The following is a 21,746-nucleotide window of genomic DNA, read 5'->3' as shown; positions in this document are numbered from 1 at the left end:
TCATGGCCTACCTGCAACTCAAAGACATCAAGAAGAGCTTCGGCGACGTCAACATCATCAAGGGCGTCGACCTCGAAATCCAGAAGGGCGAGTTCATCGTCTTCGTCGGCCCTTCGGGCTGCGGCAAGTCGACGCTGCTGCGGCTGATCGCGGGGCTCGAGCCCATCACGAGCGGCAACCTGCTGCTCGACGGCAAGGACATCACCTGGACGCCTTCGGGCAAGCGCGACCTGGCCATGGTGTTTCAGAGTTATGCGCTCTACCCGCACATGAGCGTGTACGACAACATGTCCTTCGCGCTCAAGCTGGCGGGCGTGTCCAAGAGCGAGATCAAGACCAAGGTCGACTATGCGGCGAAGACGCTCAACCTCACGCAGTATCTCGACCGCACGCCCAAGGACCTGTCGGGCGGACAGCGCCAGCGCGTGGCCATCGGCCGGGCCATCGTGCGCGCGCCGAAGGTGTTCCTGTTCGACGAGCCCTTGTCGAATCTCGATGCGGCGCTGCGCGGCAACACGCGCGTCGAAATCCACAAGCTGCACCGCTCGCTCGGCGCGACCACGATCTACGTCACGCACGACCAGGTCGAGGCCATGACACTGGCCGACCGCGTGGTGGTGCTCAGGGACGGTCTCATCGAACAGGTCGGCACGCCGCTCGAGCTGTACGACCATCCGGCCAACCAGTTCGTCGCGCAGTTCATCGGCATGCCGTCGATGAACATGGTGGCGGCGAGTGCCATACCGAGCTTTTCCGCCGCGACCGGCGGGCGCCTGCCGAGCGACGGCTTCCTGGGCGTGCGGCCCGAAGGCCTGCGCGTGCATCCGAAGCAGGGTGCGGCTGCGGGCGTTCAAGGCCGTGTCGAGTTGATCGAGGCGCTGGGCGCCGACACGCTGATCCACGTCGACGTGGGCGGCGTGCCGCTGATCGCGCGCCAGAACGAACGCACGCCGCTGCATGCGGGCGATGACGTGGCGGTCGAACTCGACCCGTCGGTGCTCCATTTGTTCAACCGCGAAGGCCGTTCGGTCTCCGCCTGATTTCTTCCGGACATTCCCGTGACCCTTGCCACCGCGCCTCTCGATGCGCCAACTCCACCTCTGGCTCCTTCGGAGTTCACGGTGCTTCACCTCGGACTCGGCTCGTTTCATCGCGCCCATCAGGCCGTCTACCTGCAAAGGCTGATCGAAGCGGGTGACACCCGCTGGTCGCTCTCGGGCGCCAACATCCGGCCCGACATGACCGACGTCGTTGCGGCGCTGCAGGCGCAGGGCGGGCGCTACACGCTCGAAACCGTGTCGCCGGCCGGCGAGTACCGCTACGAGCAGATCGAAGCCATCCGCGAAGTGCTGCCGTGGGAGCCTTCGTTGGCCGCCGTGGTCGCGCGCGGCGCCGCGCCGTCCACGCGCATCGTGTCCTTCACCGTGACCGAAGCCGGCTACTACCTCGACACCAAGGGCAAGCTGGACCTGTCGTTCGGCGACCTTGCGGCCGATATCGAGCGCGCACGCCGCCGTGAGGCGGGTGGCGAAGGCGTGACGATCTACGGCGCCGTCTGCGCGATCCTGCGCGCGCGCAAGGCCGCGCAGGCCGGGCCGGTCACGTTGCTCAACTGCGACAACCTGCGCCACAACGGCGAGCGCTTCCACGCTGGTTTGCTCGAGTTCATCGAGCGCGCGGGCGATGCCGAACTGCTCGCCTGGGTGCAAGCGAACACCGCCTGTCCGAACGCAATGGTCGACCGCATCACGCCGCGCCCGCCGCCCGAGCTGCGTGCGCGCGTGAAGACTGCGACGGGCCGCGACGATGCGGCCGCGATCACCGGCGAGAGCTTTATCCAGTGGGTGATCGAAGACAACTTCGTGGCCGGCCGGCCCGACTGGGGCCGTGTCGGCGTGGAGCTGGTCGAATCGGTGCAGCCCTATGAAGAGGCCAAGATCCGCATCCTCAATGCCACGCACAGCTGCATTGCCTGGGCCGGCACGCTGGCCGGGCTGAGCTTCATCCACGAAGGCACGCACCACGCGGCCATCCGCAAGATGGCGTATGACTACGTGACCGATGACGTGATCCCGTGCCTCAATCCGAGCCCCATCGACCTCGCGGCCTACCGCGACGTGGTGCTCGAGCGCTTCGGCAACCCCGCGATCCGCGACACCAACCAGCGCGTGGCCGCCGACGGCTTCTCGAAGATCCCGGGCTTCATCGCGCCCACGGTGCGCGAGCGGCTGGCCGCGGGGCAGCCAATCGACAGCGTCGCGATGCTGCCCGCGCTGTTCCTCGCCTTCTTGCAGCGCTGGCATCGCAGGGCGCTGCCCTATGCCTACCAGGACCAAGGCATGGACGAGGCCGTGGCGCACGCCATCTGCGGCGCCGCCGATCCGGTGCTCGCGCTGTGTTCGGACGCCGGGCTGTGGGGCTCCACCGCAGGCGATGCGCGGCTGATCGATGCCGTGCGAGGCGCGAGTAGGCGCGTGGCAGGTTTCGTGAATTCAGGAGCAACGACATGACCGAACGCTTGAAGAACCGCCACGTGCTGCTGACCGGTGCCGGCGGCGGCATCGGTCTCGCGGTGGCCGAGGCCTGCATTGCCGAAGGCGCGCGCTGCAGCGTGGTCGACCGCATGGCCGCGGCACCCGAAGCGGTGCGGGCTCTGTTGCAGCAGCATCCCGACCGCCTGGCCTACATCGCGGCCGACGTCACCGACACGCAGGGCATCTCGCACCTGCTCGCGGAGGCACAGGTCGCCTTCGGCCCGATCCACACGCTGTTCAACAACGCGGCCGTGTTCGACCTTGCGCCGCTGCTCGACAGCGACGAAGCATCCTTCGACAGGCTCTTCGCGGTCAACGTGAAGGGCATGTTCTTCGTCATGCAGGCCGTGCTGCGCCACATGGTCGAGGCCGGTACGCAGGGCGCGTCGGTCATCAACATGGCCTCGCAGGCGGGGCGCCGCGGCGAGGCCTTGGTGTCGCACTACTGCGCCACCAAGGCCGCGGTCATCAGCTACACCCAGAGCGCCGCGCTCGCCATGGCGCCGCACGGCATCCGCGTCAACGGCATTGCACCCGGGGTGGTCGACACGCCGATGTGGGACCATGTCGACAGCCTGTTCGCCAAGGCCGAAGGGCTGCCGCCCGGCGAGAAGAAGCGGCGCGTCGGCCTCGAGGTGCCGCTCGGCCGCATGGGCGTGCCGGCCGACATCGCGGGGGCGGCGGTATTCCTTGCCAGCGACGAGGCCCGTTACATCACGGCGCAGACCTTGAATGTCGATGGCGGTAATGTGATGAGTTGAGATGAAGGCTTGCTTTTCTGTTCGTCGCGGCGGGAGGCATTCAGGGCGCGCTCCCGCCGACGGGGTACCTTGCTCCGCGAATGTCCTCCGGCCTGCGGCCTCCCCCTTGATTTCGCTGCGCAAGGCACCCCATCAGCGGGAGCGTGATTCAGAGCGGTCGTTGATCGAACGGAACAAGCGCAGCGCTCGGTGTGCACAGGGCATCGGGTGCTCCCCGCAGCGAAATCAAGGAGGAGGCGAAGCCGGGGGACATTCGCGGAGGGGAGTACCCGGTGGCCTGTGCACGCGCCCTGAACAAACCCACCCCGGACAAACGCACCCCGAACGCACACATCCGTTGGCATAGTGCACACCCATGAACGAAGATTTCCATCTGTACCTCGACAGCGCCGACCTGGCAGAACTGCAGACCTGCCTGCCGCACCCCGTGGTGCATGGCGTGACGACCAATCCGACCTTGCTGCAGCGCGCCGGTGTGGGCCGCGGCGAAGTGCCCGGCTTGCTGAAGCGCTGCATCGAGCTGGGTGCACGACAAGTGCAGGCGCAGGTGTACTCCAGCGAAGTCGACGGCATGCTCGAGGACGCGCAGGCGCTGCTCTCGCACTTTGAGCCGGGCCGCCTCGTCATCAAGATTCCCGCCACGCGCCAGGGCCTCGATGCCGGTGCTCGGCTCATTGCGCAAGGCGTGCCCGTGACGTGGACCGCCGTCTACGCGCCCGAGCAGGCGCACTTTGCGGCACAACTGGGTGCCGCCTACGCGGCGCCCTACCTGGGGCGGCTCGAAGACGCCGGCATCGACGGGCTGGCGCTCATCGCGCAGATGCAGGCCCTGGTGGCGCAGCGGCCTTCGTCCGGCACGCGCCTGCTGGTGGCCAGCATCCGCTCGCGCGAGGCGTATCTTTCGCTGCTGGGGTTGGGCGTGGGAGCCATCACGATTCCGCCGCGCCTCTTTGCCGAACTGCTCGATCATCCCGCCACGCTGGCCGCAGAACGCGGCTTTCTGGCCGATGCTCGCGCCCTGTCTTGATCGAGAATCCAGCCACCATGCGCATTGCACTCACGGGCGAAGCCCTGATCGATTTCACCGCCACCGAGGCGGGCACCCTCGGTTTCCTGGGCCACGAAGGCGGCTCGCCGCTCAACACGGCCGTGGCCTGCGCGCGCCTTGGACAGCCGACCGGATTTCTCACCCAGCTGTCGACCGACCTGTTCGGCGAGCGCCTGATGGGTTTTCTCGAACGCAACGGCGTGGATACGGGCTTCATTCTGCGTACCCATGCACCGTCGACCCTGGCCTTTGTCGAGCGCACGCCGCAGACCAACCGCTATGCCTTCTACACGCGCGGCAGCGCCGACGCGACCTGGGCACCCGAGCCGCTGCCGCAGCTGCCGGCGGACTGCCGCTTTCTGCACTTCGGTTCGATCTCGCTGCTGCAGGAGCCCGCGGCCACGCGCATCGCCGAACTGGTCACGGCCAACGCCGGCCGCCGCGTGATCGTGTTCGATCCCAATGTGCGGCCCAGCCTGATTCCCGATATGGCGGCCTATCGTGCGCGCGTCATGAACTGGTTTGCGATGGCCGATCTGGTCAAGCTCAGCGACGAAGATGCCGAACTGCTGGCCCCCGGCTGGCCGGTCGACGCACTGGCGGCGGAGTGCCTGCAGGCCGGCGCGCGCGCGGTGATCGTCACGCGCGGAGGCGCGGGCGCCACGCTCTGGCGCACGGCGCATCCGCCGCTCACCGTGGCGGCGCCGCGCGTCGAGGTGGTCGACACCATCGGCGCGGGCGACACGTTCACCGCGGGCCTCTCGGTTGCGCTGCTCGCACAGGGCGTCGAGCACCCCGCCCAGCTCGGCGAACTGAGCGACGAAGCTTGGCACGAGGTGATGCGCTTCGCGGCCACCGCCGCGGCGCTGAACTGCACCCGCGAGGGGGCTGATCCACCCACACTGGAAGCCGTTCACATGGCGCTGGCGGCAGGAAGACAACCAGTCCGTCGCTTCCCGGCTCTGACCGGTGCTGCCATGACAACGTCCACACGCAAACGCTCGATTCCCCGTCAGCGCCAACCCGAGCTGGAGCGCGACATCGCGCGCTCGCCGTCGCTGGGCTACGAGGCTCCCGAAACCGGCCTGGTGCGCTGTCTGGCGCACGGCTTCCCGAGCCCGCTGGTGCGGTGGCACTTTCATGAAGACTACGAGCTGCACCTGATCACCGAGACCTCGGGAAAGGCTTTCGTCGGTGACTGGATCGGGCCGTTCCAGCCCGGGCACCTCGTGCTCTGCGGACCTCGGCTGCCGCACAACTGGATCTCTCTGGACGTGCCCGAAGGCGGCTCCGAAGGGCGCGACCGGGTGATCCAGTTCCGCCACGAGCCCATCGAGCGCGCCGCGGCCGAAATTCCCGAATTGCGCGAGGTGATGCAGCTGCTCGAACGGGCGCGCCACGGCATCGAGTTCTTCGGCCTCTCGCAGCAGGCGCAAACGCATTGGGACAACATCAAGGCCGCGCGCGGCGTGCGCCGGCTCGGGCTGTTCTTCGAGTTCATGGCCGACCTGGCGCAATGGACAGACTACCGGCTGCTGTCGAGTGTTCAGATGCAGGGCGCACACGGCATCGAAGGCGATGCGCAGGTCGACAAGATCAACGACATCGTCAACCGCATCACCGCCAACATGGCGGAGTCGATCTCGATGTCGGACGTGGCGGCCGAACTCGGCATGAGCGAAAGCCGCTTCAGCCGCTTCTTCAGGCGCTCGACCGGCAACAGCTTTACCGACTTCGTCAACCGCGTGCGCATCAACAGCGCCTGCCACCTGCTGATGCAGACCGATCACTATGTGACGGACATCTGCTACCAAGTCGGCTTCAACAACGTGGCGAACTTCAACCGGCGCTTTCTCGAGATCAAGGGCATGACGCCGAGCGAGTTCAGGCGGCAGGCCGACACCCGCTTCGGCTGACTTCAAGACAACGGCAGCAAGCATTCAAAGCGCAATCAGGGAGCACCATCTTGTATCTGGGACTCGACCTCGGCACCTCCGAGCTCAAGGCGCTGCTGCTTGCCGACGACCACCGCATCGTCGGCGTGGCACGCGCAGCACTCACGGTCGATCGGCCGCAACCGCTCTGGTCGGAGCAGGATCCCGGCCAATGGTGGCAGGCGCTCGAGCAGGTGATGGCCGAGCTACGGGAGGCGCACGCCGAGGCACTGCGCGCCGTGCGTGCCATCGGCCTTTCGGGCCAGATGCACGGCGCCACGCTGCTCGATGCCGCGGGCGAGGTGCTGCGCCCCGCCATCCTTTGGAACGACGGCCGCAGCGGCGCGCAGTGCGTGGCGCTCACGCGCGCCGTGCCGCGCCTCGCCGAAATCGCGGGCAACCTGGCGATGCCGGGGTTCACCGCGCCCAAGCTGCTGTGGGTGCGCGAGCACGAACCTGAAATCTTCAACCGCGTGGCGCGCGTGCTGCTGCCGAAAGACTGGCTGCGCTTCATGCTCAGCGGCGAGGCCGTCAGCGAAATGTCGGATGCGGCCGGCACGCTGTGGCTCGATGTCGGTGCGCGCGACTGGTCCGACGAGCTGCTCGCGGCCACCGGGCTGACGCGCGGCCACATGCCGCGGCTGGTCGAGGGCAGCGAGGTGTCGGCGCGGCTCAAGACTGAACTCGGCGCGCGCTGGGGCGTCGGCAGCGGCACGGTGCTGATCGCCGGCGGCGCGGGCGACAACGCCGCGAGCGCTGTCGGCATGGGGCTGGTGGAGCCGGGGCAGGGCTTCGTGTCGCTCGGCACCTCGGGCGTGGTGTTCGTCTCGACCGACCGCTTTCTGCCGAACCCCGCGCAGGCGATGCATGCGTTCTGCCATGCGCTGCCGAAGCGCTGGCATCAGATGTCGGTGATGCTCTCGGCCGCAAGTGCGGTGAGCTGGGCCGCGAAGACGTTCAAGTTCGCCGATGAGGCTGGGCTGCTCGAAGCTGCGGCATCGGTCGCGCTTGCGGACCGGGCGCGCTGCCCGCTGTTCCTGCCGTATCTGTCGGGCGAGCGTTCGCCGCACAACAATCCGAATGCCCAGGGGGCGCTGTTCGGCCTCACGCATGCGCATGGGCCGGCCGAGATCGCCTATGCCGTGGTCGAGGGCGTGAGCTTCGGACTGCGCGACGGCTTCGACACGCTGCGCCTGCCGGCCGACATGCCGCTGCGCGAAGTCGCGCTGGTGGGCGGCGGTGCGCGCAGCGTCTGGTGGGGCCAGTTGCTGGCCGACATCTTCCAGGTGCCGCTCACGCTCTATGCGGGCAGCGAGACGGGCGGTGCGCTCGGCGCAGCGCGCCTCGCATGGCTGGCCGATGGCGGCACGGTGGCCGAGGTGTGCACGCTGCCGCCGGTCAGGCAGCAGCTGGTGCCTTCGTCCCAAGGGGCCGATGGGCACAAGACGCGGCATGCGCGCTTCCAGGTGTTGTACATGGCGCTGCGAGACCAGTTTCGGTAAAGGTAGCGCGCAATAAAAAAGGGCCGCTTGCGCGGCCCTTTTCGTTTTGGTGAGCGTAAGGCTCAGCCGGACATTACATGCCCATGCCGCCCATACCGCCCATGCCACCCATGTCGGGCATGCCGCCGCCAGCACCCGATTCGTCCTTCGGTGCATCGGCGACCATGGCTTCGGTCGTCAGCAGCAGCGAGGACACCGATGCTGCATTCTGCAGCGCGGTGCGGGTGACCTTCGTCGGATCCAGGATGCCCAGCTCGAGCATGTCGCCGTACGTGTCGTTCGCAGCGTTGAAGCCGTAGTTGCCCTTGCCGGCCAACACAGCGTTCACCACCACCGAGGCTTCGCCGCCGGCGTTGTTCACGATTTCGCGCAGGGGCGCTTCGATGGCCTTCAGCACCAGCTTGATACCGGCTTCCTGGTCGGCGTTGTCGCCCTTGACCGAGTCGCCCACGGCTTGCTTGGCACGCAGCAGAGCCACGCCGCCGCCAGCCACGACGCCTTCTTCCACTGCAGCGCGGGTGGCGTGCAGGGCGTCTTCGACGCGTGCCTTCTTTTCCTTCATTTCGACTTCGGTGGCAGCGCCGACCTTGATCACTGCAACGCCGCCGGCCAGCTTGGCCACGCGTTCTTGCAGCTTTTCACGGTCGTAGTCGCTCGTGGCTTCTTCGATCTGCACGCGCACTTGCTTCACGCGGGCTTCGATGTCGGCCGCAGCGCCCGAACCGTCGATGATGATGGTGTTTTCCTTGCCCACTTCGATGCGCTTGGCTTGGCCCAGATCGGCCAGCGTCACCTTTTCGAGCGTGAGGCCCACTTCTTCAGCGATGACCTTGCCGCCCGTCAGGATGGCGATGTCTTCGAGCATGGCCTTGCGGCGGTCGCCGAAGCCAGGAGCCTTGACAGCCACAACCTTCAGGATGCCGCGGATCGTGTTCACGACCAAGGTAGCCAGGGCTTCGCCTTCGACTTCTTCGGCAATGATCAGCAGCGGACGGCCAGCCTTGGCGACTTGTTCCAGCGTGGGGAGCAGGTCGCGGATGTTGCTGATCTTCTTGTCGAACAGCAGCACGAAGGGGTTGTCCAACAGCGCCGATTGCTTCTCGGGGTTGTTGATGAAGTAGGGCGACAGGTAGCCGCGGTCGAACTGCATGCCTTCGACGACGTCGAGTTCGCTGTCCAGCGACTTGCCGTCTTCGACAGTGATCACGCCTTCCTTGCCGACCTTGTCCATCGCGTCAGCGATGAGCTTGCCGATGGTTTCGTCGCTGTTGGCCGAAATGGAGCCGACTTGAGCGATTTCCTTCGACGTGGTGGTGGGCTTCGAAGCCTTCTTCAGCTCGGCGACCAGGGCCGTGACAGCCTTGTCGATGCCGCGCTTCAGGTCCATCGGGTTCATGCCGGCAGCCACCAGCTTGAAACCTTCGCGAACGATGGCTTGTGCCAGCACGGTCGCGGTGGTGGTGCCGTCACCGGCGTTGTCCGAAGTCTTGGAAGCCACTTCCTTCACGAGCTGCGCGCCCATGTTCTGGAGCTTGTCCTTGAGTTCGATTTCCTTGGCGACCGACACACCGTCCTTGGTCACGGTGGGGGCGCCGAACGAGCGTTCGAGCACCACGTTGCGGCCCTTGGGGCCCAGGGTCACTTTGACTGCGTTGGCGAGGATGTTGACACCCTCGACCATGCGTGCGCGGGCTTCACCGCCGAAGACTACGTCTTTTGCTGCCATGTTTGATTACTCCGGAATCAGTTAATTAATCACTTGGGGACAGAGCAGTCAGCCGCTTCGCGCCTGCCTGGTCTGTCCCGCAAAATCACTTCGCTTCGACGACCGCGAACAGGTCGTCTTCCTTCATGACCAGCAGTTCGTCGCCATCGACCTTGACGGTCTGGCCGCTGTACTTGCCGAACAGGACGCGGTCGCCGACCTTGACGGTCAGTGCGGTCAGGTCGCCCTTGTCGGTGCGCTTGCCCGGGCCGACGGCCAGGACTTCGCCCTGATCGGGCTTTTCGGCGGCTGCGTCGGGAATGACGATGCCGGAGGCGGTCTTGGTTTCGCTGTCAACACGCTTGACGATCACGCGATCGGCCAAAGGACGAAGTTTCATTGCATCTCCTGGATAAGAAACGGGGTTGTGGTCGGGCGCCGAACCGGAGGCTGGCGGCCCATCGACTGGAAGCGAGGCTTGTTAGCACTCATCAGCAGCGAGTGCTAATGATAAGGGCAATCGGCGGAGTTTCAAGGCTCGCGAGTCTGATTCACGCGGCCTACTCCGCTGTCGGTTCTCAGCTAACTCAGAACTCTTCTCAGGTAACTCGGAACTGCACGACCGTGCTTTTTGGGGCGGGTATCACTGCTGGAGGCGGCTGCGGAACGCCATGAACACTTATGAACGGGCCCAGGACTGTCAGGCCGTTCGCTGAAATTCACCCGGACGAAATTTTGAAGGGGAAAGCTCCCAGACTCCGCCAAAACGATTCCTTGGCGTACGGGGCCTTACCGCCGACATTCCTTCGGCCTCTGAAGAATAGGGCCTCAATTTCCGCTCTCGATCAGTGGTCATGCAACATAAGACGCAGCGACCTGTCCAGTTTGAGATCACAGCCACCACACGCGACGCGCTTCAGAAATGGATAGAGGCTGCGGGCCTGAAGTCTGACAACTTCCTGTTCCCCAGCAGACTGCATAGCAGCACCGAGCAGCAAACGACTGAGTTACTCAAACGACTGCTCTCGAATGACGTCCATCGATCGATCCCCTTCGATACGCCGTTGCATGACCTTCAGAGCTTCCTGAGCCCAAGTCGCGATGACCAAATCGGCGTGCCCCGTGAGGCTCTCTGCGAGAGCCAAGTGAGGCGCCAGGGTCTGCGCAAGGCTGCCGGACCAGTGACTCGGGTGAAAATGCTTACTGAAGCCCTGAAGCACGGCTGCTTTGTCAGGTGCGAGTTCCAGAAGGCGTGCCGCCAATGGGCTCAGTCCCACCGCGCTCTCGTCGCTACTCAGTGCCGACACGACCTCCACGGTGCTCTTGGTGGCAAAGATGTTGATTTCCCGAGCCACCAGTGCAGCGCGGGTGTCAGGTGCGGCGCTTACCCACTGAATAAGAATTTCCTCAGGCGCACACTGCACCACAGGACCGTGGCGTGCGACAAATCGGGCGCGGAACCCGAAATGACGCTTGGGATTCGGCTTGCTCAGGAATGCGTCTAGCGCGACCAAGGGCTGCAGCTTGAAGAGGGTGCAGGCCAAGTCGCCGTAGTCGTCACCGTGAGTGCGGTAATCCTCCAGGGCGGCTGCAAACCGGGCGGCGAACTGCGCAGCCGAGTCAGCTGCTTCCGGACCCGAGAAGGCGAGCTTGGCCAACTCATTGACGCGCCAAGCGACGTTGGGCGTGCGGGCGTCGAAGGTGAAGCGCGCGAGCAGATGGCGAGCCATCAGCACCAGTTCAGCGGGAACGGCCGCCTTGCGAGCCTTCCATTGATGCAAATCGGTGCCTAGTTCATCGATGGCGGGGAGGAGGCCATTCTCCATCTGAGAGAGAACTTCCATAGCCTGGCAGAACTTCGCCACTGACAGACCTCCGTCCGTTCCGCGCTGTGTGCGCAAGAGATACCTGTGAGGCCTAGATACCGCGCGCTTCATGGAGGCAATTAGCCGGTCCCCGTCCGCGTCGTTCTGAGGCACGCCGAGCACGGCCGGGTAATGCACGTCGAGCTTTGTGTCGCCTGCGATGCCGTCCAGGATTGCGACGGCGCCTTCGAGGTCTCTTGTGCGCAAGCCGTGGACGAAGCCAGCCAGCACGGCAATGTTCGGCTCGCTGGGTGCCTGCACGAAGGCTTCATGAAGAAGCTTCCAGTGACGTTGCACGTCAGGCGTTCCTCTGCCCAGCCCTTGTCCCAAGAGATGCTGTCGGCCATTCTCATCAGAGAAAAGGTCTGGCAGCACCTGTTGCAAAACGACGTCGTCGGCAGCAAGAGCGGTACCCAGGTCGACGACCCTGTCGTTCACCCGCTCCCATGAGCCGACTGGGTTCTTCTCCTCAGCCTCGTCCGACTCGTCCACGGCATCGGCTACGTCCAGCAGGCCCCCTGCGTGGCCCAAGGTGTACGTTCGGACCTCTTGCACCAGCCCTTTCGGTGCAAGTGCCGGGTCTAGCTCTCTCAATGCTTTCAGCGATTCGGGCGACATCCCGTCACTATCGAACCGCATGGCGCTCCTCGCCGCCACCCATCCCGCGGGCCAACCGTCCGTACCAGTTAGCTCGACCACCAAAGCCGCGAATTGGGCGTTCAAGCCGAAGGCCCATACCTCGCGAAAGTGAGCCGCGACGGTCTGCCGTGCCATCTGCAGACCGTCAGTTCCTTGAGCTGCAACGCGGCGAATCAGCGAGAACGCGCTCTCAAACCATGCCACGATGTCGGCGTTCGATGAGGGCTCCCAGCCGAACCCGTGGGACCGCGCCCCGAACGAGAAATCGTGCGAGGAATTGATGTGATTGACGTCGAGCATAGCGTCGACTGCCGCCCACGTCAGCTCACGCCGCATACCGGTGCTTGCGGCCAGCAGGCGCTCCAACAGCCGAACACGCTGCCCTGGAGGGGCCAACGTCCCCGAGAGCCCGATGCGGAACATTTCTTTCCAGGCGCCGCGGCAGTCGACTGCATTGCCTTCCTCATGCTGCGCAAGGGCAAGGAGCAGAGTCGCGGCCTTATCAAAAGACTCTGGCTGGTAGGCCAGGTGCCGCAAGAGCGTGCTCCATTCGTGCACCGAGTCCTTATGCCGTAGCACGAAGTCGGAACTGCCTTTATCCAATGTGCGCTCCAAGGACGCAAGAACCTTGTCCGGTACCAGTGGAGCGAGGTTGATGAACAGCTTGCGGCCGAACTGGGTTAGTTGCGCGGGGTTGGCTAGCCACTTCTCGTCATCCATCCAGCGGCCGGCAATTGCGCAAGCTTCTTCGCTGTCGTGCAAATACTCGAGGCGGCGACTGAACGAGATGAGAAGGCGCTCGCTGACTTCAAACGCGTCGATGATGTCGGACGCTGGGACTTCCTGGAGAGCCCACTTGGCCAAGCGGTTAGCCAGCGCCGGCGGCAACACTGCACGCCACTTGCTTCGAGACTGCACCAAGTCTCGCCGCTTCAGAGTGCTCACGTGCCTGTACAGCTCCGCTGGCGTCATCTCAGCCAGCTGGGAAAGCGCCCTCATTTCTGCGGCATCGCTTCTGGTGTCCTCGCCATCGAAGGAATAGACGAGCGAGCAGACCTGAGCGGCCCTGAGCAACTCCGGGTCATCGTCTTGCCCCTGCCGGAAGAGCCGGCGAAACAGTTCGGCGTCATTCAGAACCCCAAGGGTCTCGCCCTTCGCAACGGTTCGGGCAAGGGCCAGCGCGATGCGTGCGTTACCGCCAGAGAACTCTGTGATGCGTTGGCGGTCAGGCCCTGAGACGTGAGGTACCAAGCGCTCTAGGATTTCCTCAAGTACCTTGTCCGACGCCGGCGCGAGCTCGTACACGTCTGTCGCGTCAGGGGCGTCGTCATCCGTGACGTCGTACTCGACCGTGAGAAGACTCAGGTGCGCTTTGTTCAGACTGACGACATCGGCCAGCGTCCGGTGCGTCTTCGGATTGCAGTTGTCGACAACGACGATGGCGCGCTGTTCCAGAGCACCCAGACGCAAAAGCATTTCTCGGGCACTTGGCTCAGGATCGTTCCCCAAGTCGGTGTAGAGCACGGATGCCTCGTCAAGCGGCTTGCCGCTTCCGACACCATCCTCAAAGAGCGCTTGCACGAGACGAGTCTTCCCCGTGCCGGACAGCCCGACGATGCGAAGTACGTGACCGGGTTTGCTCAAGGCCGCGCGAAGCCTGCCTAAACCTTCAGCGACTGGTAGCGCTGTCGCCGCGCTGCCTCCCGTACGTTCCACGAGCCTGGCCGTATCGTCAAGCAGGTAGGCAACGCCTTCCGGGCCGGCCCAGGCCCCATAACCTTGCCAGCCCTGCAGGCGCGCGTTCACCCGCCCGCGCAGCCACATCTCGACGCCTGGGTACTGTCGCACCCACCGGGCTAAGCGCTCTCGGTCGTAGAAGTCAACTTTCAACTGGGCATGGTCAGGCTGGTCGGCCACGGCGTCGCGCATCGCCTCGAGGCGCTTTGCAAGGAACGTATCGGCTACTGTCCCCTTTGAGCTCACGATGACATACGCCCCCTTGCGGGCAATGAGCTCCTTGATGGAGTCCCGCAGCACGCCCTTTGGGCGCATCTCGTCGGCGATTCCACCCGCTGGCATGTTCTCGCACTTCACCTGGAAGCCAGTATCTGCACGAGGAACAAAATCAAGCCCGAGAGTCGTGGTCTTAGAGCCATCCGCTGCGCTGGCAACCAGGGACTCAGTGGTGCTCACGGCCTCGGCGTCAAACCCGGCGACTGCGATTCTGGTGTCAAAAGTGTTGCCTCCGGCCTCGAATTGGATGCGAACATCCACTCCCCCATCCGGGGCGGTCTGATTGCCGCCTGACAGCACGACTGAAGAAGGTCGGCCGGTACGACGTAGCTCTGCCTCGCAAAGCTTTACTACAAGCAGCCTAAGGTCCTCGTCGCCAAGCTGGGCGACGTGTTCACCTGTGAGTTCGAGCTCGGGCACGGAAACGCTCCTGACTTAGTATGTATGCGGCGGGCTAGCTCCGTAGCAGCATTCAGGGGACGACGGCGCCGACTCGCTCTTCCATTATTCTGGCGGGAAGTCTCAGAGCTCGTATGGTCGGATGCAATACTCTATTAGCAACTGTGCCGACCCGCGTAACCCATTAGGGGGTAGCCGGCTCATCCTCTAACTCATTCGCGCGGGGGCAGGCGCACGCCGCGGAAGGCTTCCATCTGCTGCAGCGCAGCGCTGCGACGGTCGCCGAGATCTACCAAAGCATCCAGGACATGCAGTAGCTTTCTCGCCAGTTCCGCAGGCAAGGGCTGCCGGCGGTCCGCATGGGCCTGCACGAGTGCCGCCACCGCGGCCGGAATGCCGGTGCCTCGCCACCCCTCGGGCAGGCGCCCATCCACCAGTTGCGCGAGGATCTGGTCGGCAAAGGCCTCTGCCGGGTACGCTGCGCCAGCGCGCTCGCACAGGGTCATGAACTGGGTCGCCACGTACGGTATCCAGCCACCTTTCCGGAAAAGTTTGTCCACCAGCGGCAGCACTTGCGGCAGGTCATCCCACCGCCCGTTGGCGAACCGGGTGGCCCCGTTCGCGCCGTCGATGGCCACACACAGCAATACCTTGATCAATCCGGGCATGTCGAAGCCACTGATGATTCCGTCGCCGTACCCGGACCGGCGGAAGTCGCGGTGCTCCAGCACCCGGACAAGAACTGTGTCCAGGATGCCCAGCACGCCTGGATCCATACGAGGCGCATCTAAGATGGCAGAGGCGGCAAGGGCGCTGGTGAACGGGGCGAGCATACGCATCGCTGTCCCGTCGGGCTGATCCAGGATGGCCGTGAGTAACGTGGCGCGAAACTCTGCGGCAGGAAGCTGCTCTGCGACGCCTGCCAACAACCGGCCCAACTGGCGCTGCCACTGAAACTGGTCCGAACCGTCGCGTCCCCTGCCGCGGCGCTGTTCCGTGCGCCACGCAGGGTTGATGGTGTCCAGGGTCCAATCGACGAACCCCTCCAAGGATTCGACGTAGCGATCCCTCGCCGGACTCTGCATGACAGCCGCCACCGGGACCCGCTTCAACACCTCCGACGCAAAATCACTGAGCCAGATATCGTCCGACCGGCGCCATCCATCCTCTTCCTGGTGCCGGCGCACGTTCCCAGCCTCCCGCGGGGCCTGCGTCCAGGACGGCAGGGGCCGCACCCACGACGGAAAACCCTCGGTGGATACCAGGTCGTCCATCGCCTCGGACAAGGCAAGCATCCTGCGCTCCTCTTCCAATCGAGCGCGGGTCGGTGCATTAAGCCCGTGATCGCCGGGCGCGCTTCGGTATCGCGCAAGGCGAAGCCCGAGGTTGAAGCCGCACCAGGCGAAATGCGGATCATGCGCCCAGCAACTGGCAATTCCATCGAGCGCCGTCAGCGCGACCACCTCGAGAGGGTGCGTCACCAACCGGTAGAGCGCCTCGCGATCAGCTGCGTGCGCCTTGCCGCTTCGGAGGACGGCCGCCAGGGCCCTGGCCACAAACATCTTCGGGTGCCAGGGAATCCGGGACCTGGCGAAGATGTCGTCCCGGGGCGGCTCCACTTGGTCGCGATAGCCCTCTAGCGTGGCGCGGGCCCAGTCGATGTGTTCAGCCGGCCCGTCGAAGCACATCACGACCGCCGCCGTGCCGGCGATGCAACCATGCGCCACCGCATGGTCCGGCATCAGCGACGCCGCCGTTCCCGCGGCGACCGCCGTGGCCATCGCCGTCCCGCGCTCAACGGCTTCGGTGATCGACAAACCCGGCGCCAACGCGTCCGATTCGAAACACTTCTCCACCCACAACCACAGCTGCGACTCACGGGAGACCTCTTCGTAGTGCTGCCGGGCCGCCAGGATGTCCGGAGAGGAATGCCGGGCGCTGCGCAACTCGATGCCGACCACATCGTCCCGGCCGACGATTGGGACGGTGACGTAGTTTTCCTCGCGGCCGAACTCGGCCCACAACTCCGCATCGCGGCGCAGCTCGGCCAAAAGTTCTTCGCTTTGCGCTTGCTCTTCGTACTCCAGCTCCAGTTCGACAGGGAAACGATCCAGGGCGGCCCGCAATGCCCCGCGCAGCGCCGTGTCCGGCCCCAGCGCAAAGAGTTGCGCAAGCCAGCGGATGTCCATGCCTCGCTCCGGCAAGTTGCCCGCCTCGACGACCGCCTTGCGGTGCATGTCGTCGCTATCGAAGCCGATGAGACCGGCCGAGCGTAGCTGTCGCTCCTGCCGACTGCGCTCCACGTCCAGACGCCACAGCCGGTGGCTGGCCACCAGCGGTAGGCTCACGATAGAGACCTCCTTCGATCGCAAGGCGACGAGCACCGCCACACTCAACACAGCGACACTCGAGTGACCCTCGACCACCTCTCGCAAGATCTCGGTGGCGGGCCGGCCCGACGATAGCTGCCCAAGTGCCCAACGTTCCAAGGCCATCGTTGCGCACTGAACCGCATTGGGCCCCCCATGGCCACGCGCCCACATGTAGTGGTGAGCCCCACCCCAAAACTCCTGGCGACCCCACGGAAATGCCAGCACGAGCGGGGCAGGCGTGCCGCCGCGCCCGCTCTGCCGGTGTAGCTGGCGCCAGGCCAACGCCGCCTGGTTCGCCAAGTCTCGCACCAGGGCGCGCCCGACAACCGGTGCGTGCGTCAACAGCGCGTGGAACGGCTCGCGCAGCGGCGATGCCGGAAAGTACCCTTGCAGGTCGCCGCCGATCGATAGCCGGTCCCAATCATGATTCGAAAATGACCGGCCCGACATGAGCGACATCGGCAAGTGGTCGAGCGCGCGTTGTTCGTTGCGGGTCCGCTCCGCCTCCGGCTTGGCCCGGATGGCGGCGATGCGGGTCGCGCGATCCCTCGACTCTCGTCGCTCCCTGGCCTCCTGGTCATCCGGCAGCTCGTTCAGGAAACTCCTGCGAGCGACCTGCGCCAGAAGTTCCGGATGAGTCAGCGCGAGCAGTGACGCGTGCGACATCACCTGTTGGAACGAAGACTCCGTGAACCGCTCGATCGGCTCGATCTTGAGCAAGTAGGCGCGAACCACTTCGGGAAAACAGCGCGCCGCGCGCAGCACGAGAGACCGCAGTTCCGAATCGAGGCCCGAGGGGGCACGCACGGCCGGCGCTTCGGGTCCCTCTTCGTCCGCCGAGTACCACCGCGGGGATGCGCGAACATCCTCGATCGCGTGCAACCAGACAGCGCACTGGTCCACGATCCGCCGCGAGATCGGGTGCGGGAGGTCCATCAGCGGCACCTGCCACGTCATGAACAGTGCCACCAGATCCGGCAGGCAGGCGTCCGGCATTTCGGCGACATGGTCGAGCGCCCAGGTCAGCAAGCGGGCCCAGGCACCGAAGTCCGATGGCCACCCGAGCATGTCAGCGATCCGAAGGCGATCGGTCGGGGTCAGGTTCTCGCCGCCCATCTGACCCGACAGCACGAGCGGATTCGGGGTCGTCTTCTCGGCCCGCATCCATACCAGCAGCTTGCGCAGCAGCCGGTGCTCTTGCGCCGAGAGCGTCGTGGTGAAGGATTGCGCGTGCTCGTTGAAGTCAGGCGAAAACACCGGTGCGATGAGCCATGCCCGCAACCATTGCGGTCGCAAGGTGGGCGCCTCGAGCGCTTGCAGGTGCCGCCCCCACGCCGCCGGGTCGCCGTACATGTTCTGCGACAGCAGTTCCACCGTTCGCGCCAGCGCGGGCGGCTCACCGGCGGCCGTCAAGACGGAGATCCAGTCCTCACCTTCGTCCAGCAGCAGGTGCAAAAGCGCCCATTCGAAAAAGATGTCATGCGCGAACTGCGCCGTGAGGCCGGGCCGGACTTGCTGCACCAACCCATCCAGCTGCAGCGCCGGAAGGACGGCCTGCGTGGCCGGTGAAAGGGCACGAATCCGAATGTCCCGGCCGAGATCTGGCGCACTGCGTTGCGCGAGTTCGATCAAGGCCTGCTGCCGCGCCAGAACCTGCGCGTCATGCGCGTCGTAACCGCCACGTGCCCACCATGCGTTGATCAGGTCGAGCTCGGAACGTGGCACGAAGCCTACAGGGTAGGCCGCGCTTGTGAAGCCTCGGGCCAGAACCGAAGCGAAGAACGGACGGCGCGCGAGCGCCCGAACCCTGTCGTCGCCCCCGATCAAGAGCGGGCGCAATGCGGGCAGGTTCGCGACAAGACCCGCCGCCTCGTCGTCCGACAAATCCTGCACATCGACGTACCCGACACCGCTGCCCGAGATCAGCGCCGGGGGCACCCAGTTGCGCAGCGGCTCGATGCCCGCGTCCCGCGCCGTCGCGACGATTCGCCACTCGGCAAGCGCCGGGCTGGCCAGGATCTGGCCCAGAAGGTCGGTGACGACCGCCCGCTGCTCCGGCGCGATGCGGTCCAGGCCGTCGATGAACAGCACCGCGTGGCCGGTTGCCGCGACTTCGACCAGCAGCGGCTCGATGGCGACGATGGACAGTCCCATCGCGACCGCGTTTTCGGCCCAGCTGCGACCGGAAAGCCGGTTCGCCGTGAGCAACAGGGTGGTTCCATCGATGGAGCACCGCGCCAACAGGTCGCGCAACAGGACCGTCTTGCCGGTGCCCGGCAAACCCTTGATCAGCGTCAGTCGGTGCCGTCCCATTTCGGCCGCCAAGGCCGCCCGAAGATCGGTCCGATCAACGTGCGCGCCGCCGATGTCGTGAGCCTGCTGCGCCAGCCAGTGGCGGCTGCTCTCGCGCAAGACCTGCAAGTCGCCGACCAGGGCCGGGACGCCGGCGAAACGGTAGCCGCTGGGCAGGCGCCGCAGCACGGAGGCGCGGCTGAACTCTTCCCTGCGGCCCGCGCCATCACGCGCGAGTTGCCGCAGGTGGATCCACAGATCCTGCGCCCGTCCCTGCTGCACAGCCGCCAGCGCGCGCTGCAAGCCGGTGAGGACGGACGCCTCCGTGGTCGAGCCCTCGTGCAACAGATCGAACTTGATAAGGACCAGGTGCGAAAGTAGCCTATGCAGGGCTTCGTCCGCCAGCGGGCCGGCGTCGCCCAGCGCGCAAGTACGCACGGCGTCGACGACCGCCTGGTGCGCCTGCGACGCGCCGCCGCCGCAGCCGAATCGCTGGAAGAAGGAAGCCGGTGACTCGGACGCGCGTGCCCACTCGCACACGGTGGTGAAATTGCGGTGCGCGTCATCGGAGATGTTTCCCACGGCCGCACCCACCCGGTCGACTTGCTCGCGAAAATCAGTCTTCTGCAACGTCTGCCAACTGCGCTGGATCACCTCGCGGAAGTCGGTGTTGCTGGCCGCGTCTGAAACCGTCAACGATCGCTTGATCTGGAGCGACAGGCGCATCAGGGAGTTGTCGGCCGGCGCGAGGGCATCGACGATCACATCGTCGAGGGGCTCCCCGGCACCCGCCTGCTGCTGCGCGACGCGCTGCACCACACGTGCATCCAGGCCCGGCGCGGTGGTGCCGCCGACGAGGGCCGCGAGGTAGCAGGCCGCGGCGGCATCCTCAAAGGTAAATCCGGCGCCGCCGGTGAGTTCAGGCGATGGCATGGTGGGCGTTAAGTCGGCTTCAACCCATCATAGGCAGTCGTGTCGCGAACCATGCCTTCGACGTAGGCCAGGCACGCCGCGACGTCCGCACTCACGAAGCAGTCGAACTGCTCAAGAAGCCCCAGGTCGGGCCTGCTCACCAGCGTGCATAACGGGCCTTCCGTGAAGAAGGCGTCGCAGTAGGCAAGCGCCGCACAGGCGTGCTGAAAATCGAACAGATCATTGGCCTTCAGCGCCTGCCCCTTGTTCCACCGCACGGCCGCATGCAGGGTGGTGTTGATGTGCAGCGTGCGCAGGGCTTTCCGGCCCGCCTCCGTTCCAAAGGCGCCCACCAGGAACGCCAGGCACTGCCGATCGACCTCCGCGCGCTCCGGTGTTCCCTCCTTGGGCAAGGGTCCCGCCTCGGGCGGTAGTGTGGGCGCAAGGATGGTGGCCAGTTGACCGGCAAAGAGGTCCAGCACGCCGACCAGTTCGTGCTGGTAGGCAGTCTTCATGTTTTTGAGGCTGTCCGCATGGGCGCGGATCTGCTCGTTCACCCGGCCGGTGGTCTCGCGAAAGCGCAGCGGGTCGGCATGCACGAACTTGTCGCCGAGTATGTCGCACACCTGGATCAGTGTGACGTCGTCCCACATGTGGTCGAAAAAGGCTTTGCGCATGGCCAGGCTGGTGGCTGGGTCGAAGGCCATCGACACCGGATCGACGAAGCCCATCACATAGGCGGGCTTGGACCACACCAGCTCGCGCAGCGGATCGACCGCCTCCGGCGTTCGGGCCGCATGCACGTAGTGCGCGATCTCGGTGCCTACGCGCATGTCGTAAGTGAGGAGGGTGGCGCCAAGGCTCAGTTCGCTGATCAGGTCGGCAGTGGCGGCGCGCGACCGCGGATCGGCCTGCTTGAACATCTCCAGGAAGGTGCTGTCGGTAATCGGGCAAAACACCTGGCCCGCTGCCACGGCGCCGCGCAAGGCACACAGGAGACTCATCATCACCCCAGGCGTTTCGTAACGCGCTGCATCGCGCAAACCGATCCAGAACCGCAGGTCAAGGTACACCGCCTTGCGGGTCATCAGGCTGCGGCCGAAGGCGTGGACGCGCCGGCGCCGATGCTGCTCCAAGCTGACTTCGGGTGAGGCACGGTGCCGCTCGATGGACGAGCCGATCTTGTGCGGGTTCACGCCATGATGGCGGCCGGGAAATGCATGGGCGGACGGGCTGCCCGCATCAGGGGGAGGAGTGGACATGAGACATCATGTTGCCAGCTTCATCATGTCAGGCGCGCTAGCGTTGCAAGCCGGAGCGGTGTGGGCACTGACAGCCGCCGCCACGCGGCTGACTACCTCGACCGCCGGCTGGTTGCTGGATAAGGCCGGCTTCGACAGCGGGCGAACGGCCTGCCAAGCGGGCTGGAAATGCGACCAGCTGACATGCGACCAGACCAATGAGATAGCCCCCCTGATCCCCGGCCCCGTCCGATTATTGCCCCACTGACGCGGTTCTCTCTCTGCATCACTTTTGGATGGCGCTTCTTTGCCACAGAGCTGACGTTCAGAGCACGTCCTCGGCTGGCGGCAGACGCTGCAAAGCAGAAGTCCGGTCCACACGCTCGAAAGGTCCATAGAGGACCACAGGCCTTTCCGATCAAATTCACACCTAGAGCGGCGTGGACCCAGAAGCGATTAGCGCCAGGCGGATCGGAACGCTTTGATCTGCTTCCCGTATACCCGACGGACTTCGGCGATTCGGTCTCCA

11 protein-coding genes and 1 pseudogene are annotated in these 21,746 nt (G+C 65.3%); 7 read left to right on the top strand and 5 right to left on the bottom strand.

Annotated elements, in window-relative coordinates:
* Positions 1-2: 2 nt before the first annotated feature.
* The 7 genes and pseudogenes from QFZ42_RS19680 to xylB all read left to right on the top strand — a co-directional run bounded on the left by QFZ42_RS19680 (position 3) and on the right by xylB (position 7,779).
* The gene (locus QFZ42_RS19680; RefSeq protein WP_307702572.1) at positions 3-1,040 is read left to right on the top strand and encodes an ABC transporter ATP-binding protein; all 1,038 of its coding nucleotides are present in this window, start codon (positions 3-5) and stop codon (positions 1,038-1,040) included.
* An 81-nt stretch (positions 1,041-1,121) separates the two neighbouring features.
* Positions 1,122-2,510 carry a D-arabinitol 4-dehydrogenase gene (gene dalD / locus QFZ42_RS19675; RefSeq protein ID WP_307704272.1) on the top strand — a complete coding sequence of 463 codons (1,389 nt, stop codon included), beginning with the start codon at positions 1,122-1,124 and terminating at the stop codon, positions 2,508-2,510.
* Positions 2,507-3,295: an L-iditol 2-dehydrogenase gene (locus tag QFZ42_RS19670; protein WP_307702571.1), complete on the top strand. Its 789-nt coding sequence runs from the start codon at positions 2,507-2,509 to the stop codon at positions 3,293-3,295. Before dalD ends, QFZ42_RS19670 begins: the two co-directional genes overlap by 4 nt.
* Before the next feature lie 355 nt (positions 3,296-3,650).
* On the top strand, positions 3,651-4,322 hold the full coding sequence (locus QFZ42_RS19665; RefSeq protein ID WP_307702570.1) for a transaldolase family protein: 672 nt from the start codon (positions 3,651-3,653) through the stop codon (positions 4,320-4,322).
* 17 nt (positions 4,323-4,339) lie between these two features.
* Positions 4,340-5,309 (top strand): annotated as a pseudogene (locus QFZ42_RS19660) (carbohydrate kinase family protein).
* Positions 5,310-5,320: 11 nt separating this feature from the next.
* Positions 5,321-6,259 carry an AraC family transcriptional regulator gene (locus QFZ42_RS19655; RefSeq protein ID WP_307702569.1) on the top strand — a complete coding sequence of 313 codons (939 nt, stop codon included), beginning with the start codon at positions 5,321-5,323 and terminating at the stop codon, positions 6,257-6,259.
* A gap of 50 nt (positions 6,260-6,309) precedes the next feature.
* Positions 6,310-7,779, top strand: coding sequence for a xylulokinase (gene xylB / locus QFZ42_RS19650; RefSeq protein ID WP_307702568.1), 1,470 nt, complete (start codon positions 6,310-6,312; stop codon positions 7,777-7,779).
* A 73-nt stretch (positions 7,780-7,852) separates the two neighbouring features.
* Here xylB and groL read toward each other — a convergent pair whose 3' ends face one another.
* From groL to QFZ42_RS19620, 5 genes are all read right to left on the bottom strand, one after another.
* Complete coding sequence (gene groL, locus QFZ42_RS19645; RefSeq protein WP_307702567.1) at positions 7,853-9,505, bottom strand: chaperonin GroEL; 1,653 nt, start codon at positions 9,503-9,505, stop codon at positions 7,853-7,855.
* A gap of 85 nt (positions 9,506-9,590) precedes the next feature.
* A complete protein-coding gene (locus QFZ42_RS19640; RefSeq protein WP_307702566.1) occupies positions 9,591-9,884 on the bottom strand; it encodes a co-chaperone GroES in 294 nt (97 codons plus the stop codon).
* Between the two features lie 607 nt (positions 9,885-10,491).
* Positions 10,492-14,421 carry a hypothetical protein gene (locus QFZ42_RS19630; protein WP_307702565.1) on the bottom strand — a complete coding sequence of 1,310 codons (3,930 nt, stop codon included), beginning with the start codon at positions 14,419-14,421 and terminating at the stop codon, positions 10,492-10,494.
* A 191-nt stretch (positions 14,422-14,612) separates the two neighbouring features.
* Positions 14,613-19,997, bottom strand: a complete 5,385-nt coding sequence (locus QFZ42_RS19625; RefSeq protein ID WP_307702564.1) for an ATP-binding protein — start codon at positions 19,995-19,997, stop codon at positions 14,613-14,615.
* Positions 19,998-20,005: 8 nt separating this feature from the next.
* Positions 20,006-21,238: a hypothetical protein gene (locus QFZ42_RS19620; RefSeq protein ID WP_307702563.1), complete on the bottom strand. Its 1,233-nt coding sequence runs from the start codon at positions 21,236-21,238 to the stop codon at positions 20,006-20,008.
* Positions 21,239-21,746 lie beyond the last annotated feature (508 nt).

The sequence above is a fragment of the Variovorax paradoxus genome, from assembly GCF_030815855.1.
In the GTDB taxonomy this organism is placed as follows: domain Bacteria; phylum Pseudomonadota; class Gammaproteobacteria; order Burkholderiales; family Burkholderiaceae_C; genus Variovorax; species Variovorax paradoxus_M.
The sequence above is the reverse complement of the archived record's forward strand: the minus strand, read 5'-3'. Positions and strand labels throughout refer to the sequence as shown.

Excerpts from the sequence above, each read along its gene's own strand:
- QFZ42_RS19680 (WP_307702572.1), top strand. The coding sequence starts at position 3 with ATGGCCTACCTGCAACTCAAAGACATCAAGAAGAGCTTCGGCGACGTC.
- QFZ42_RS19670 (WP_307702571.1), top strand. The coding sequence starts at position 2,507 with ATGACCGAACGCTTGAAGAACCGCCACGTGCTGCTGACCGGTGCCGGC.
- QFZ42_RS19665 (WP_307702570.1), top strand. The coding sequence starts at position 3,651 with ATGAACGAAGATTTCCATCTGTACCTCGACAGCGCCGACCTGGCAGAA.
- QFZ42_RS19655 (WP_307702569.1), top strand. The coding sequence starts at position 5,321 with ATGACAACGTCCACACGCAAACGCTCGATTCCCCGTCAGCGCCAACCC.
- groL (WP_307702567.1), bottom strand. The coding sequence starts at position 9,505 with ATGGCAGCAAAAGACGTAGTCTTCGGCGGTGAAGCCCGCGCACGCATG.
- QFZ42_RS19640 (WP_307702566.1), bottom strand. The coding sequence starts at position 9,884 with ATGAAACTTCGTCCTTTGGCCGATCGCGTGATCGTCAAGCGTGTTGAC.
- QFZ42_RS19625 (WP_307702564.1), bottom strand. The coding sequence starts at position 19,997 with ATGCCATCGCCTGAACTCACCGGCGGCGCCGGATTTACCTTTGAGGAT.
- QFZ42_RS19620 (WP_307702563.1), bottom strand. The coding sequence starts at position 21,238 with ATGTCCACTCCTCCCCCTGATGCGGGCAGCCCGTCCGCCCATGCATTT.